At 32.8% G+C, this 15205-nt stretch carries 15 protein-coding genes; 5 read left to right on the plus strand and 10 right to left on the minus strand.

Features of this window, described 5'->3' with window-relative positions:
• Positions 1–25 precede the first annotated feature (25 nt).
• The 10 genes from OO775_RS00885 to OO775_RS00930 all read right to left on the minus strand — a co-directional run bounded on the left by OO775_RS00885 (position 26) and on the right by OO775_RS00930 (position 10576).
• Positions 26–442: a PH domain-containing protein gene (locus OO775_RS00885; protein ID WP_264845116.1), complete on the minus strand. Its 417-nt coding sequence runs from the start codon at positions 440–442 to the stop codon at positions 26–28.
• A gap of 98 nt (positions 443–540) precedes the next feature.
• Positions 541–1926: an MFS transporter gene (locus OO775_RS00890; protein WP_264845117.1), complete on the minus strand. Its 1386-nt coding sequence runs from the start codon at positions 1924–1926 to the stop codon at positions 541–543.
• A gap of 349 nt (positions 1927–2275) precedes the next feature.
• Positions 2276–3310 carry a dual-specificity RNA methyltransferase RlmN gene (gene rlmN / locus OO775_RS00895; protein WP_264845118.1) on the minus strand — a complete coding sequence of 345 codons (1035 nt, stop codon included), beginning with the start codon at positions 3308–3310 and terminating at the stop codon, positions 2276–2278.
• A gap of 62 nt (positions 3311–3372) precedes the next feature.
• On the minus strand, positions 3373–5172 hold the full coding sequence (gene typA, locus OO775_RS00900) for a translational GTPase TypA (protein WP_264845119.1): 1800 nt from the start codon (positions 5170–5172) through the stop codon (positions 3373–3375).
• A gap of 212 nt (positions 5173–5384) precedes the next feature.
• Positions 5385–6386 (minus strand): FAD:protein FMN transferase, encoded by a 1002-nt coding sequence (locus OO775_RS00905; protein WP_264845120.1) that lies wholly within the window; start codon positions 6384–6386, stop codon positions 5385–5387.
• A gap of 2 nt (positions 6387–6388) precedes the next feature.
• Positions 6389–6751 carry a DUF8840 domain-containing protein gene (locus tag OO775_RS00910; RefSeq protein ID WP_264845121.1) on the minus strand — a complete coding sequence of 121 codons (363 nt, stop codon included), beginning with the start codon at positions 6749–6751 and terminating at the stop codon, positions 6389–6391.
• 106 nt (positions 6752–6857) lie between these two features.
• The gene (locus tag OO775_RS00915) at positions 6858–7172 is read right to left on the minus strand and encodes a membrane-binding protein (RefSeq protein ID WP_264845122.1); all 315 of its coding nucleotides are present in this window, start codon (positions 7170–7172) and stop codon (positions 6858–6860) included.
• A 438-nt stretch (positions 7173–7610) separates the two neighbouring features.
• Positions 7611–8567 (minus strand): lysylphosphatidylglycerol synthase transmembrane domain-containing protein, encoded by a 957-nt coding sequence (locus tag OO775_RS00920; protein WP_264845123.1) that lies wholly within the window; start codon positions 8565–8567, stop codon positions 7611–7613.
• A 3-nt stretch (positions 8568–8570) separates the two neighbouring features.
• Positions 8571–8921 (minus strand): aspartate 1-decarboxylase, encoded by a 351-nt coding sequence (gene panD / locus OO775_RS00925; protein WP_264845124.1) that lies wholly within the window; start codon positions 8919–8921, stop codon positions 8571–8573.
• 227 nt (positions 8922–9148) lie between these two features.
• Positions 9149–10576, minus strand: coding sequence for a S1C family serine protease (locus OO775_RS00930; protein WP_264845130.1), 1428 nt, complete (start codon positions 10574–10576; stop codon positions 9149–9151).
• Positions 10577–10792: 216 nt separating this feature from the next.
• Here OO775_RS00930 and dapF point away from each other — a divergent pair, with 216 nt between their 5' ends.
• The 5 genes from dapF to OO775_RS00955 all read left to right on the plus strand — a co-directional run bounded on the left by dapF (position 10793) and on the right by OO775_RS00955 (position 15205).
• Positions 10793–11593: a diaminopimelate epimerase gene (dapF, locus tag OO775_RS00935; RefSeq protein WP_264845125.1), complete on the plus strand. Its 801-nt coding sequence runs from the start codon at positions 10793–10795 to the stop codon at positions 11591–11593.
• Positions 11581–12129: a GNAT family N-acetyltransferase gene (locus tag OO775_RS00940; protein ID WP_264845126.1), complete on the plus strand. Its 549-nt coding sequence runs from the start codon at positions 11581–11583 to the stop codon at positions 12127–12129. Before dapF ends, OO775_RS00940 begins: the two co-directional genes overlap by 13 nt.
• Positions 12130–12220: 91 nt before the next feature.
• Positions 12221–12424 (plus strand): hypothetical protein, encoded by a 204-nt coding sequence (locus tag OO775_RS00945; protein WP_264845127.1) that lies wholly within the window; start codon positions 12221–12223, stop codon positions 12422–12424.
• Positions 12425–12718: 294 nt separating this feature from the next.
• Positions 12719–14608: a molecular chaperone DnaK gene (gene dnaK / locus OO775_RS00950; RefSeq protein ID WP_264845128.1), complete on the plus strand. Its 1890-nt coding sequence runs from the start codon at positions 12719–12721 to the stop codon at positions 14606–14608.
• A 252-nt stretch (positions 14609–14860) separates the two neighbouring features.
• Entirely contained in the window at positions 14861–15205 is a 345-nt protein-coding gene (locus OO775_RS00955) for a RipA family octameric membrane protein (RefSeq protein WP_444979445.1), read from the plus strand.

The raw sequence follows: 15205 nt of genomic DNA on the forward strand, positions 1-15205 counted from the left end.
AGGTTTTTTTTCAGAAGGGAATGATTTATACTTTTGTTACTTCTATTTCTGGATTAATTTCCAATAAATTGGCTATGAATTTTGTTTTTTCTTTGGGTGAAATCAATATACTATCGTATTTGTTATAGAAAATCTCAATTTTATCAATAGAAAGTGCTGGTGAACTCAATAAAGTTCGGTTTTTTTCTATTTTCCGGATGGTTTTAATGTCGATTTTTTTTGTCCAAAACGACATTTTTATGGTCAAAAAACGGCTGTCAATCACATACCGAAGCCTTAGCATTAAAATAAATAAACCAATGATAAGCAAGGCTGTAATACCATAGCATATCCAAACTTCTACAGGTGCATTTAATAAAAATGCAGGAAAAATAGTTATAAACAAAGTTATGGGCATCAACATCCAAAACCAACTATCAATTTTTGATTTATAGATTTTCATATTTTAAATCAATTAAATCATTTTTTTGTTGCATAGAAAAAACTTTGCGATGTTTTATATCAACAAGATACATCTTGCTTTTACATTTATCTTACGGATTATTTCTTTTCATTCTCTTTAATCATAAAGATACTGAACGCTCCTATTATCAAGAGGATACCTGCCAAAAGAAGCATTACTATCGGGCGACCGCCAAGCGAAGTGAGTAACACACCACCGAGCGTAGCGGCAATAATCTGAGGAACACAAATAGTTCCGTTGAAAAGCCCCAAATACGCTCCCATATTGCTTCCTTTGAGGGCGTTGGTCAGAATCGTAAAAGGCAATGCCAAAATAGCCGCCCACGCACAACCGATAAGCAAGAAAGGTATGAAAAGTAAATACTTGTCGTGAACAAAAAAAGTAGCGATAAAACCAATTCCTCCCAAAATTAGGCTGACAAAATACGCTGATTTGTTTGTTTTGAAGAAAGGCAACACGATAGCCCAAATGATAGACCCAACAGATTGTACTGCGAAAAGCACTCCTACCCAGTTTCCAGCATTTTGATATTCAGCTGATTTCGCATCGGTAGTGTTCCATACCGTTTCAGCGATGCCCGAGGTGGTGTATGTCCACATATAGACGAACGCCGCCCAGCAGAAGAACTGCACCAAGCCCACTGTCCAAAACACTTTGGGAGCTTTTTTGAGCAAACCGAAAAAGCTTACATAAATACTAACTGCCAATTTCACTAAGCCATCTAAAAAAAGTATATCGGGAACATTTTTGAGCAGTTTAGTATAATCTATTGAAGGTTTTTCCGTGTTTTCCTGTATTCCGTGGAATTTCGCGTATTCCTCAGGAGGCATTTCCTTTACATTGAAAATAGTGTAAAGTACACACAGAATGAGAATCGCCGCCCCTACATAGAACGAATAAATTACCGAATCGGGCACTACGCCATCGGGAGCCGTATTCTGAATGCCTATCCACGTAAAGAAAATAGGAAATAAAAAACCGATGAAATTTCCCGCATTGGAAACAAAACTTTGTACGGAATAAGCCAATTTTTTCTGTTTTTCATTGACCATATCCCCCACCATCATTTTGAAGGGTTGCATTGCCATATTCACGGCTGTATCGAGGATTATCAAAGCTATCAGCCCGAAAATCATTGCGTTGGCAACACTCAGATTAAAACTTCCCGCATTGGGCAGAAGTGCCATCACGATTACCGAAACGATTGCTCCGATGAACAAATAAGGAATCCTACGCCCAAAGCGTGTCCAAGTGCGATCGCTGGCAACCCCAACGATAGGTTGCACGATGAGTCCTAACAGCGGAGGAAGAATCCAGAAGTAACTCAAATTATGCGGGTCAGCACCCAAAGTAGCGAAAATACGGCTGTTATTCGTGTTCTGCAACGCATACGCAATTTGAACTCCCAGAAAACCAAAATTAATATTCCATATTTCCCAAAAACTTAAATTTCTTTTTTCCATTGTTTTTCTACAATTAGTTAAAATTCTAAATAGTATTCTGTAAAAAACACAAAAATTCGTTTAGTATTTTTTAGTAATAAAAAATTGAATTCGAATAAAATACAAGTTTTAGGTAAGTCAAAATATTTGAGTAAAATATACCAAAAATTATCACAGCAATACCTTAATAAAGTATTACTTTATATAAAACTATATAGCGAATAAATCAAAAACTTGTATTGATGAGAAGAATAAAGTTTTCAGGTTGCTAAGTTAAGACTATTTTTTCATAAAAAAAAATATAAATGACTTTTTTTGAAATTTTATTTTCTGTGTTAAAATATCAAAGATAAATACGAATAAGTCGAGATCAAATTTTGTTAGCTAATTGCCCACAAGCAGCATCAATATCTTTACCTCGTGAATGCCGAATAGTTACAGTAATTCCAGCATTTTTTAACATTGTTTGATACATTGTAAGTGCTGAATAATCAGCCTGTTGAAAGAGTCCTTCATCAATAGGATTATACTCAATTAGATTGACTTTGGAAGGAGCAAATTTACAGAATTGAATAAGTGCTTCAACATCTTTTTTTTGGTCATTGACCCCTTTCCAAACAACGTATTCATAAGTGATACGACTTTTAGTTTTATTATACCAATATTGGAGCGACTGACGAAGTTCTTCAAGAGGAAAATGCTCGTTGAAAGGCATTATTTTTGTTCTCACTTCGGCAATAGCCGAGTGAAGAGAAACGGCCAATTTGAATTTTACTTGGTCATCAGCCATTTTGCGAATCATTTTAGGAATCCCCGAAGTAGATACAGTAATACGTTTTGGAGTTATAGCTAAACTATCAGAGTTGATAATTTTCTCAATAGCTTTGAGAAGATTATTATAATTCATAAGAGGTTCGCCCATTCCCATAAAAACAACATTGCGCAAAGGTTTACCAAAAAATAAACGACTTTGAGCATCAATAGTAAGAACTTGGTCAAAAATTTCGTCAGGATTGAGATTTCTCATGCGTTTTAAACGAGCTGTTGCACAGAATTTACAATCTAAACTGCAACCTACTTGACTTGACACACAGGCTGTTACACGTGTTTCTGTAGGTATTAGCACCGATTCTACAAAGAATCCGTCATGGAGTTTTACGGCATTTTTGATAGTTCCATCTGTACTTTTTTGCATTGTATCAACCTTTATATGATTGATAACAAAGTGTTTGTTCAGCCTTTCGCGCATTTCTTTGGAAATATTGGTCATTTGGTCAAACGAATGTACACCTTTATTCCATAGCCATTCATATACTTGATTGCCACGGAAGGCTTTATCTCCATTTTGTTCAAAAAATAAACGTAAATCCTCTTTGCTTAACGCTCTAATATCTTTTTTTTCCATTGGGGCAAAAGTACAACAAATGCAAATCTATTCAGACTTTTCGATATCATAATTATGATACTTTACCCTTTCTCGTGGCGTTTGCGTTCATTTTCATCTAAATAAATTTTGCGAAGGCGCATAGTTTTAGGTGTAACTTCTACGTATTCATCTTTTTGGATATATTCGAGGGCTTCTTCCAATGAAAATCGAATAGGTGGAGCCAATTTGACTTTATCATCAGCACCAGCAGCTCGTACATTGGTCAATTTTTTAGTTTTAGTTACATTTACAACCATATCATCGCTACGAGTATTTTCACCAATCACTTGCCCAGTATAGACTTCTTCATTTGGGAAAATAAAAAAACGTCCTCTATCTTGCAGTTTATCAAGTGAATATGGAATTGCTGTTCCTTTTTCCATTGAAATCAAAGAGCCGTTTATCCGTCCAGGAATTTCCCCTTTGAAAGGTTGATATTCCAAAAAACGATGATTCATAACCGCTTCACCAGCTGTGGCTGTAAGTATCTGATTACGAAGTCCAATAATTCCTCGTGAAGGAATAAGAAATTTAATAATCATTCGTTCTCCTTTGGGTTCCATACTTAGCATTTCTCCTTTGCGAATAGTTACAAACTCTACCGCTTTGCCCGAAACATTTTCAGGTAGGTCAATGGTTAGTTCTTCAATCGGTTCACATTTTATACCATCAATTTCTTTTATAATAACTTGAGGCTGGCCTATTTGCAATTCGTAACCTTCTCTTCGCATCGTTTCAATTAAAACGGATAAGTGCAACACGCCTCGTCCATAGACCATAAATTTGTCAGAGCTATCGGTTGGTTCTACTCGAAGTGCCAAATTTTTTTCTAATTCTCGTTCTAAGCGTTCTTTAAGATGGCGTGAAGTTACAAATTTGCCATCTTTCCCAAAGAAAGGTGAATCATTGATAGTGAAAAGCATACTCATTGTGGGTTCATCAATGGCAATAGTGGGCATAGCTTCTGGATTTTCAAAATCGGCAATGGTATCTCCGATGTCAAATTTTTCCAAACCTGCAATAGCACAGATATCACCAGCTTGTACTTCGTCTATTTTTTTTCTAGATAAACCTTCAAATGTGTGAAGTTCTTTTATTTTTGACTTGCTAATGGAACCATCTCGTTTTACAAGAGAAATATTCATGCCACTTTTGAGTACACCTCTGTGAAGTCGTCCAATGGCAATTCGACCTGTAAAAGTAGAATAATCAAGTGAAGTGATAAGCATTTGGGTTGTCCCTTCTTCTATTTTAGGTGAAGGAATATGTTCAATGACCATATCTAAAAGTGGAGCAATACTTTCAGTGGGTTGTTTCCAATCGTAAGACATCCAGTTGTTTTTGGCAGAACCATATACGGTGGGGAAATCTAATTGCCACTCTTCAGCTCCGAGTTCGAACATCAAATCGAAAACGGCTTCGTGAACTTCGTCGGGAGTGCAATTTTCTTTATCTACTTTATTGACAACAACAATCGGTTTGAGCTTCATTTCGATTGCTTTTTGAAGGACGAATCGTGTTTGTGGCATTGGTCCTTCGAAGGCATCAACTAAGAGGAGAACCCCATCTGCCATATTGAGTACGCGTTCAACTTCGCCACCAAAATCGGCGTGTCCAGGAGTGTCAATAATATTGATTTTCACTCCTTTGTATGTTACAGAAACATTTTTGGAAAGGATGGTAATACCTCGTTCGCGTTCAATGTCATTATTATCTAAAATAAGTTCGCCTGTTTCTTGATTTTCACGAAAAAGCGCACAATGATGCAATATTTTATCTACCAAAGTTGTTTTTCCGTGGTCAACGTGGGCAATAATAGCTATGTTTTTTATAGAATTCATCGAAATGATTTTTAAGGGGGCAAAAATACAATTTTTTATGAATAATAAGGAGTGTAAATGATTTTTTTTGAAAAAGAATTCATCTGTAATTGTTTCTGTAGATGAAATACACTATCTGATACATTCTGAAAATAGAAAAAGTATATAAATAATATTTCATATTTATATACTTTTTTATAATAATAATAATATAAATAAAATATACTAAATAGTTAGTTATTAAAGTTATATCGTTCGGTAATTATTTTATCTTTATTTGATGAATTTTGATACATAAATAATACTTTTAGTTCTGGTTTTGAATTTAATAATTCTTTGGATTTTTCTAATCCAAGAGCCATAAAAGTAGTTGCATATCCGTCAGATTGTATAGCAGTTGGTGCAATAACTGTTACACTTAATAAATTACTTTGTTCAGGATAACCTGTTTTAGGATTAAGTGTATGAACATATTTTTTACCTGAAATAGAATCTGTCCATACTTTACGATAATTTCCTGAGGTTGCTAATGCAACATTTTCAAGTTCAATAGTTTCAATTATTTCACGTTTATTATTAGTTTCTTGTAATGGATTATCAATTCCTATTGTCCATTTTTTATTTTTTATTGTATTTCTTCCTGAGATAACCATTTCACCTCCTACTTCAACTATAAAATTGATAATTCCCTTTTGTTTAAAGTAATTAGCAATAACATCACAGGTATATCCTTGTGCAATAGCATTAAAGTTAAGATGAAGATAAGGTGTTTTTTTATGTACAAAGTTATTATTATCTATATATACCTTATCCATACCTATATATAATAGAAGTGAGTCTATAACTTGTTGTGTTGGAACTTGATGTTTTTCTTTTCTACCAAAACCCCAAGCATCTATAAGTATACCAATAGATGGGTCAAAGTAACCATTACTTTCTTTATATATATTTTGAGAAGTTTCTAATACTTTTCTGAAATGATTATCAGCAATAATAGAATCATTAGCATTTATTTTACTAATAATAGAGTCATCACGATATGTTGACATTGATAAATCAATAACTTCAAGTATAGAATCAACTTCTCTTTTTACGATAGTTTCTTTTGTATCTATATAAGTTATAGCATAAGTACTTCCTTGTGCTTCTCCATGTATAATATATATAGTTTCTTTATTACTTTGACAAGATATAATAATAAAAAAAGATACTATTAAATAAAAATAATATTTCATAGTTATTTTATTTCTAAAAGACCATTAAAAGTAACTTGATAAGGTTCATTTTTTATCAAAGGAAGTAAAATATCTTTTATATTGGTAAGACCAACACCCGCCCAGTAGGTTTTTGCATTATTTTTATCAGCATGTGAGCGAACTGTTTGCATAAAAATAGGATCATATATATCAGGATTATCTCCCTGAAGGATAGCTCTTACTATAATGAAATGTTTTTGCTTATTTTTATCAATGCAAACGAACTGGGGGTTTTTCTTAGGATTACTATTCACTAATAAAAACTCCCATTTTAGTTCGTTTTGTAATGCTTTACCCACAATATTCATAGCTAAGTTATGAAGTTCTTGGAAAGTAAGTTCCATAACAATACTATTATCGTATAAATTTAGGTTAATATATAGAAAAGTTAAATGTTTGTCGATATACAAAAATAAAAATAACTTATTTTATATTGATATATCTATAAAATTATCGTTTATCAGTAATACCAAACTCTCTCCATAATGTAAAAGGAATATCTACTTTAATTCTCTTTTTTACATTAGCATATAATTTTAGCATTTCTTTACTTTTAATTGTATATGCATCTGTTTTTGTTTTTAGTTCAGCTTTCAATTTTTCTTGTTCATTATTAAGCTGTATTGCTTCTGTTCGTATTGCTTCCAATTTGGTAATAAAATCTTCGTCAATACCTAGACCGCTTAGCTTGTCTTTATGAGATTTAAGACCACTAACTACAAGTTCAACTAAGTGAACATTTTCTGCAAAGGATTGTTTTGCCATGATATATTTATTTAATAGTTAATACTTTATTTGACTTAAATATGGTGCAAAGGTACATTATTTTTTCAAATAAAAAAATAAAATAAATATTTTTTTTTAATATTTTTTATTTTCATAAAATTAAAATAAATAAAATACTAATAATTAGTAGCTTTTAGTCTATCTAAATTTTATATAATTGATATATTTATATGAATAAATACTTATTATTTTTAAAATTAAAATAGTTTTTGAAAAATATAATCTATATATTTTAATTTTTTATATCATTTTTTAAAAATTCAATCTATTAAAAATAATTTTTTATTATTAAAAATAGATTTATATGATTGAAAATATAATTTTAGATATAAAAAAATAGGAATTACATATTAGTAATTCCTATTTGAATTTATAAAATAATTATCTCTATCTGAAAATAAATATAAATGACATAATTTACTTTTTATTTACTATGGGAAGAAGAATAAATGACAACAAACCAAAAATTAGTATCATCAAAAACTGAGCAATCCACATAACCCAGCCTAATGTTGTTCCTATTGTAAAAGATATTCCAAATATAAATAAAACTTCTGCTATAAATAAAGGATATGCTCCAAACCCTCCGTTAGTGAATGCAACAGCAAAACTTCCTACTACAAAGGAAGTAATTACATCTGATATCTGAATAGAAGAAGTTTCAGCAAGAGAAAAGAAAACAACATAAAACATAAGAAAGTACATAAGCCAAATAAAAATAGTATGACCAATAAAAGACCATTTGTTTTTCAATTTCAAAATAGAAAGTACACCTTCTTTTAGTCCAGAAAATAATTTATTTATCCGATATGCAAAAGGATGTTTTGACTTAATAATCCACCAAATAAAACCTAAAAATAAACTTCCTCCAACTGAAAATATCCATATCAGACGTTCCAAAGGTATTTTTTCTAATAGAAAACTTTGTATTAAATCAAATTGAACAATAAGTGCAGTTGTAATAAAAAGTGAAAGAATTAGTAAATCAATTATTCGTTCTGAAATAATCGTTCCGAATGATTTGTCAAAAGGTACATCATCATAACGCGTAATTAGTAAAGCACGAGAAACTTCTCCCGAACGTGGAATAGTAAGATTTAATAAATATCCAATAAATACTGCCATTATCATATTTAATTTTTTAGGTGAATATCCTATCGGAGCAAGTGTATATTGCCATCTTAAACCTCTTGATACATGACTTGCAAATCCTAAAAAAACAGATAACCACATATATTTGTAATCTACATTTTGAAAATAAGTTTTCATTTGTGATAATTGCTCAGGGGTAAACTGATTGTAAGCATACCAACATAGAAAAACTCCCAACGCAAGTGGGAGTATTATTTTTGTGTATTTCAGTAATTTTTTCACAGCTTATGGTAATAAATTTGTTTGTTCATCAGGGAAAATAACAGATGGTTTGAAGTTTTTTGCTTCTTCAAAATCCATTAACGCATATGATATAATAATGATAATATCTCCTTTATGTACTTTTCGAGCTGCTGCACCATTTAGTGTTATTTCTCCTGAGTTTCTTTGACCTCGGATAATGTATGTTTCAAATCGTTCGCCATTATTTATATTTACGACAGAAACTTTTTCGCCTTCAATCATATTTGAGGCTTCTAAAAGTGCTTCATCAATAGTTATACTTCCTATATAATCAAGTTCTGCACCTGTTACCTTAACTCGATGAATTTTTGATTTTAATACTTCTATTTGCATTGTATGTAAAAATTTAATTAAATGATATGATTATAAAAATGAATATCGCAGGTTAAAACTAATTTTATGTCAAAAAGTAATTGACGTATCTGTGTTTGTTTTTGTTTTAGTTCAAAAAATATAAAACAGCTAATCAATTATTAAATACAAAAGAATAGTCTCTTGCAAAGTAGTACAAGAGACTATTTTTAGTGCTTCAATTATAACATATTATATAGTATATTTTTTTAGAAGAAGATACGTTCTTTTTCTCCTTTCTTATTTACAATAACCAGTACATTACGATTGTTATTATTTAGTTTATTTAGTATTGTTTTGAGGTGTTCTATATCTTTTACGTCTTCTCCATTTATATTTATCAGTACCTTTCCAGTCATTTCAAAGCCATTTTGTTTGTAAAAATCAGACGCAGCAGATATTTTTACTCCATTTTGAACTTTATATAGCTTTTTGTCTTGCTCATTGAGGTCTTTTACTTCTAATCCAAGATTACTAATACGCAAAGTGGTGTTCTTTTGAAGGGTAACAACTACATTTTTTTGTTTTCCATCACGAAGAATATTTATATTGACTTTATCATTAGGACGTTTGGCATTGATATGCCCACTTAGGTCAGAGAAAGTTCGTATTTTGATATTATCCATATCAATAATGATGTCTCCTTTTTTAAGTCCAGCTTTTTCAGCTCCTGAACCATCTTCAATACTTTCTATATAAAATCCTTCGGTTTGTTTTATATTAAGTTTTTCAGCATTTTCAGAATTAAGAGCCGTTCCACGAACTCCCAAAACACCTTTTTGAACATTACCAAACTCTATTAAGTCTTCAACAACTTTCTTTGCAATATTACTCGGAACAGCAAAAGAATATCCGACAAATGTTCCTGTTTGAGAAGAAGCTATCGCAGTATTGATACCAATTAAATCACCATTAAGATTAACAAGCGCACCGCCACTATTTCCTGAATTAACAGCTGCATCTGTTTGTATAAATGAATCTACTCGTCCGTTAAGTTCTCCACCCAAATTTCGAGCTTTAGCACTGATAATTCCAGCTGTAACAGTCGATGTTAAATTAAAAGGATTTCCCACAGCAAGTACCCATTCTCCTACTTTTGTATTGTCAGAGTCCGCAAAAGTAAGATAAGGAAGTTTTTCATCTGATTTTATTTTCAACAAAGCAATATCTGTCGAAGGGTCAGTTCCAACAAGTTCTGCTTTATACGTTTTATTATTATTCAAAGTAACTTGAATAGAAGAGGCTTTATCTATAACATGATTATTAGTTACGATATATCCATCAGGAGATATAATAACTCCTGAACCAGTTCCTGCAAGCCTTTCTTTACCTTGTTCTTGTTGTGGTGTACCATAAAAAAGGTCAAAAATAGATGTAATATTCGGTGCAATAGTCATATTCTTGACGTGTACAACACTATTTACCGTTTTATCAGATGCATTGATAAAACTATTTTCATCAAAATTAAAATTGGCAACTCGCTGAAAGTTCGTATTTACAACATGAGGAACTCCCAAAGATGAATTGTCCGTATTGGTTTCAGAACTTTTTTTATTGATAAATAACTGAAAAGTTCCCAGAGCGATAAAAGCTCCTGCAAAAGCTGAAATTAACGTTGTAAAATGTTTTTTCATAATAAATTTATTAAATTATTCAATTAAGTATATTCTTTTAACGATTAAACTAAAAAAATTACACATTGATACTATCAAAAATAATGCCAAAACTATTAAGTGTCTCAAAAGAATTTTTATTTTACAATATTTTTATACAAATAGATTTATAAAAACTAAAGCTGTTTTTTTTTAATTAAAAAAATTTTATACTTTTGCTTTCAAATTAAAAATAATAATATGAAAGATATACATTTTTGCAAATATCAAGCCACAGGTAATGATTTTATACTGATTGATAATCGTTCTGATTTTTTTCCAAAACAAGATAACAAATTCATTTCACATTTGTGTAATAGGCATTTCGGTATAGGTTCAGACGGACTTATTTTGATTGAAAATGACCCTGAGAACGATTTCAGAATGGTATTTTTCAATCCTGATGCTAGCCAAAGTATGTGCGGCAATGGAGGTCGTTGTGCAGTAGCTTTTGCACATAAGTTAGGAATTGTTGATGTATCAACTCAATTTGTTGCTATTGATGGGCTTCATCAGGCAAATATTTCTGACAATGGAATTATTCGTTTGAAAATGAATGATGTTGAAAAAGTAGAAAAAACACGTAAATATGTACGACTCAATACAGGTTCGCCACATCACGTAGAAATTCGAAAAGACGTAGAAGCTATTGATGTGAAAAAAGAAGGAGCCAAAATTCGTTATGGTCATAGTATTGAAGGAATTAACGTGAATTTTGTTGAACAAATGGATAATGGGCAATTTAAAGTTCGAACTTATGAACGTGGTGTAGAAGATGAAACATATTCGTGTGGTACAGGTGCTGTAGCAGTAGCTATTGCTATGCACAAAATAGGGAAAAACACAGCTGAAAACGTAGTGTTACAAACACGGGGCGGTGTGTTAGAGGTTTCTTTTGAAATCAAAAAGAAACTCTTGGGCTTGAAAAAAGAATACGAAAATATATGGCTTTCGGGGGGTGTTCAATTTGTTTTTCAAGGTAATATACAATGCGATTTTTAGAAGGAGAAAAATGTTATTTGCGTGCTTTAGAGCCTTCGGATATTGATTTTTTGTACGATTTAGAAAATGATGAAACACTTTGGGAAATCAGTCAGACGCAGAAACCTTTTTCTCGCGCCATTCTACAAGAATATCTACAAAATGCAACGCAAAGTATCTACCAATCTCAACAATTACGATTAGCAATAGTCAGTAAAATGGAAATGGCGCTTGTGGGTTGTGTTGATTTGTACGAATTCGATCCCAAAAATAAGCGAGCAGGTATCGGAATTGTACTTCTACCTGAATATCGAAAAAAAGGATTGGCAAGCGAAGCCTTAATTTTACTGATTCGATACGCATTTCATTATTTGGATTTGCATCAACTTTTTGCTGAAATTTCTCAGGATAATTTACCAAGTATTCAGTTGTTTAAAAAAGTAGGTTTTTCTTATGTTGGAACAAAAAAAGATTGGATTTATTCGAAAGGAGAATATAAAGACGTAGGTATTTATCAATTTTTTAATAAAAATGACAATATAACTGACAATTTTTAAACTTTTGATTAAATATAAGTTTTTTTCTGCTATTTTGTCATAGATTATTCTTTCTCAAAGCACTACATAACTTTGTATCTGAAATTTACACATGAAATCTTCAATTTTATCCTTTTTCTTTTTGAAAGACCATCACTTATCAAAAGAAACGAAAACCAAATTCAATAATTGGTTTCCGTATCTTTTTTGGGTATGGATTTTAGCACTTGTTATTGTGCCTCAATTTATTATTGGTAATGACATTCTTTTTGTAGTAGGTTGTGCAATATTAGCATTGTTTCATTGGTGTTGTTAAGTTTTGGAATGGGATTCTACTTATATTTGAAAGACAATAGGAATTGTACAAAATGCAAGTGATAAGTTCATAGTCCAAGTGCCAAATTTCAAGTAGTTAAGATTTTTTCTATCACTTGAAAAGAACAAAAAATGTGTTGCCCTACAATATAAAATCAGTTCTCACCTACTTTATCTGCCTAATTTATATTACAAACCTGCCATTTTGTCATATTTCTTCTTTTGGCATAATCATTGACTTATAGTGAGCGTTAAACGATAAAAAAAGTATTAAAAAAATAAATAAGTTAAGATTATGAGTAAGATTATTGGAATAGATTTAGGAACAACCAACTCGTGTGTTTCTGTTATGGAAGGTAATGACCCTGTGGTAATTACCAATGCCGAAGGCAAAAGAACCACTCCATCGGTAGTAGCTTTTGTGGACGGCGGAGAAATTAAAGTAGGAGATGCTGCTAAGCGTCAGGCAGTAACCAATCCTAAGAAAACCGTTTATTCGATTAAGCGTTTTATGGGAAATAAATTCTCTGAATCAGAGAAAGAAGTGGCTCGCGTACCTTACAAAGTGGTAAAAGGCGACAACGATACGCCTCGCGTAGATATCGACGGAAGATTGTACACTCCACAAGAAATTTCAGCAATGATTCTTCAAAAAATGAAAAAAACTGCCGAAGATTTCTTAGGACAAACTGTAACCGAAGCTGTTATCACTGTTCCTGCATACTTTAACGATGCACAACGTCAAGCTACCAAAGAGGCGGGCGAAATCGCAGGTTTGAAAGTGCGTCGTATCATCAATGAGCCTACTGCGGCTGCGTTGGCATACGGATTGGACAAAAAGCACAGCGACCACAAAATCGTAGTGTTCGACTTCGGAGGAGGTACGCACGATGTATCTATCTTGGAATTGGGCGACGGCGTATTCGAGGTACTTTCTACCGACGGAGATACGCACCTTGGAGGTGATGACGTTGATGAAAAAATCATCAATTGGCTTGCCGAAGAGTTTCAGGCAGAAGAGCAAATGGATTTGCGTAAAGACCCAATGGCGTTGCAACGACTCAAAGAAGCTGCCGAGAAAGCCAAAATCGAGCTTTCTTCTTCTACACAAACTGAAATCAACTTGCCATACATCACGGCTACGGCAACAGGTCCAAAACATTTGGTGCGTACCCTTACTCGTGCAAAATTCGAGCAATTGATTGACGATTTGGTAAAAAGAACAATCGAACCTTGTAAAAAAGCATTGGAAAATGCAGGGCTAAAACCAAGTGATATTGATGAAATCATCTTAGTAGGAGGTTCAACCCGTATTCCTGCGGTACAAGAAGCCGTTGAGAAATTCTTCGGTAAGAAACCAAACAAGAGCGTAAACCCAGACGAGGTAGTTGCCGTAGGTGCAGCCATTCAAGGAGGCGTTCTGACAGGAGATGTGAAAGATGTGTTGCTACTTGATGTTACTCCGCTTTCATTGGGTATCGAAACAATGGGCGGTGTGATGACCAAATTGATTGATGCTAACACAACCATTCCGACTAAAAAATCGCAGGTGTTTTCGACCGCTGCTGACAATCAACCGAGTGTAGAAATTCACGTATTGCAAGGTGAAAGACCAATGGCAAACGATAACAAAACCATAGGACGCTTCCACTTGGACGGAATTCCACCTGCACCACGTGGCGTGCCACAAATCGAAGTAACTTTCGATATCGACGCCAACGGAATCATCAATGTAACTGCCAAAGATAAAGGCACTAACAAAGAACAAAACATTCGTATAGAGGCTTCATCAGGACTTTCGCAAGAAGAAATCGAAAAAATGAAACGCGAAGCCGAAGCCAATGCCGAAGCGGACAAAAAAGCCAAAGAGAAAGCCGACAAAATCAACGAAGCAGACTCAATGATTTTCCAAACCGAAAAACAACTTAAAGAGTTTGGCGATAAAATCCCAGCCGACAAAAAGGCAAGCCTCGAAACGGCACTTGAAACGCTCAAAAAAGCACACCAAAGCCAAGATTTAGGACAAATACAACCTGCTTTGGACGGCATCAACGAAGTGTGGAAACAAGCCTCAGAAGACATTTACAAAGCTCAACAGCAAGGAGCTTCTGAACCGCAACAAAACGCCAGCCAACAACAAAGCGGCGACAATGTGCAAGATGTAGATTTCGAAGAAGTGAAATAGTCCGTAACACGGACGGACAATAATAAGCCCCACCTGAGTAATTGGGTGGGGTTTTGTTTAGTAAATATATTGTATGAAATATGGAAGAGCATAAAGAAAACACAAAGGTAACCCTTAAAGAAATTAGAACGCAATTTTATGAATTACGAAGTTTTGAAATATCTAATTTATGGCAGAGGTCTATTTTTTTATCAGCACTATTAGTTTTATTTTTTTTCTGGATATGGATATTTAGTTTCTAAATTACTTGATATTGAACAGAAGGATTTATTTTTCACTAAAAATTTAGTCATAAACGAAGTTTGCTGTGGATTAGCGTTATTAGCCGTTATATTTTCTATCATTTGGATTATGATGGCAAAAGGTTCCAAATCTTGGTATGAAGTTTATGAAAGAAGAATTTCAGATATAGAAAAAGAGGAAGAGTTATGTATTGGAGATGATTATAAGATGAAAACATCAAAATGTTTACCTTGGAGTTTAGATAACAACCTTTTAACAACAAGAGCAGGAGGATATTCTGTTTCCAAACTTAATATTGTTATAGGTATTATTTTATATGTAATGTGGAGTATTATTTTTTTTGTATATCCGTAA

The sequence above is a fragment of the Capnocytophaga catalasegens genome (genome assembly GCF_026005215.1).
GTDB classification, from domain to species: Bacteria; Bacteroidota; Bacteroidia; order Flavobacteriales; family Flavobacteriaceae; genus Capnocytophaga; species Capnocytophaga catalasegens.

Excerpts from the sequence above, each read along its gene's own strand:
- rlmN (WP_264845118.1), bottom strand. The coding sequence starts at position 3,310 with ATGGAAAAAAAAGATATTAGAGCGTTAAGCAAAGAGGATTTACGTTTA.
- OO775_RS00910 (WP_264845121.1), bottom strand. The coding sequence starts at position 6,751 with ATGGAACTTACTTTCCAAGAACTTCATAACTTAGCTATGAATATTGTG.
- OO775_RS00905 (WP_264845120.1), bottom strand. The coding sequence starts at position 6,386 with ATGAAATATTATTTTTATTTAATAGTATCTTTTTTTATTATTATATCT.
- OO775_RS00945 (WP_264845127.1), top strand. The coding sequence starts at position 12,221 with ATGAAATCTTCAATTTTATCCTTTTTCTTTTTGAAAGACCATCACTTA.
- OO775_RS00940 (WP_264845126.1), top strand. The coding sequence starts at position 11,581 with ATGCGATTTTTAGAAGGAGAAAAATGTTATTTGCGTGCTTTAGAGCCT.
- OO775_RS00885 (WP_264845116.1), bottom strand. The coding sequence starts at position 442 with ATGAAAATCTATAAATCAAAAATTGATAGTTGGTTTTGGATGTTGATG.
- dnaK (WP_264845128.1), top strand. The coding sequence starts at position 12,719 with ATGAGTAAGATTATTGGAATAGATTTAGGAACAACCAACTCGTGTGTT.
- dapF (WP_264845125.1), top strand. The coding sequence starts at position 10,793 with ATGAAAGATATACATTTTTGCAAATATCAAGCCACAGGTAATGATTTT.
- typA (WP_264845119.1), bottom strand. The coding sequence starts at position 5,172 with ATGAATTCTATAAAAAACATAGCTATTATTGCCCACGTTGACCACGGA.
- panD (WP_264845124.1), bottom strand. The coding sequence starts at position 8,921 with ATGCAAATAGAAGTATTAAAATCAAAAATTCATCGAGTTAAGGTAACA.
- OO775_RS00890 (WP_264845117.1), bottom strand. The coding sequence starts at position 1,926 with ATGGAAAAAAGAAATTTAAGTTTTTGGGAAATATGGAATATTAATTTT.
- OO775_RS00915 (WP_264845122.1), bottom strand. The coding sequence starts at position 7,172 with ATGGCAAAACAATCCTTTGCAGAAAATGTTCACTTAGTTGAACTTGTA.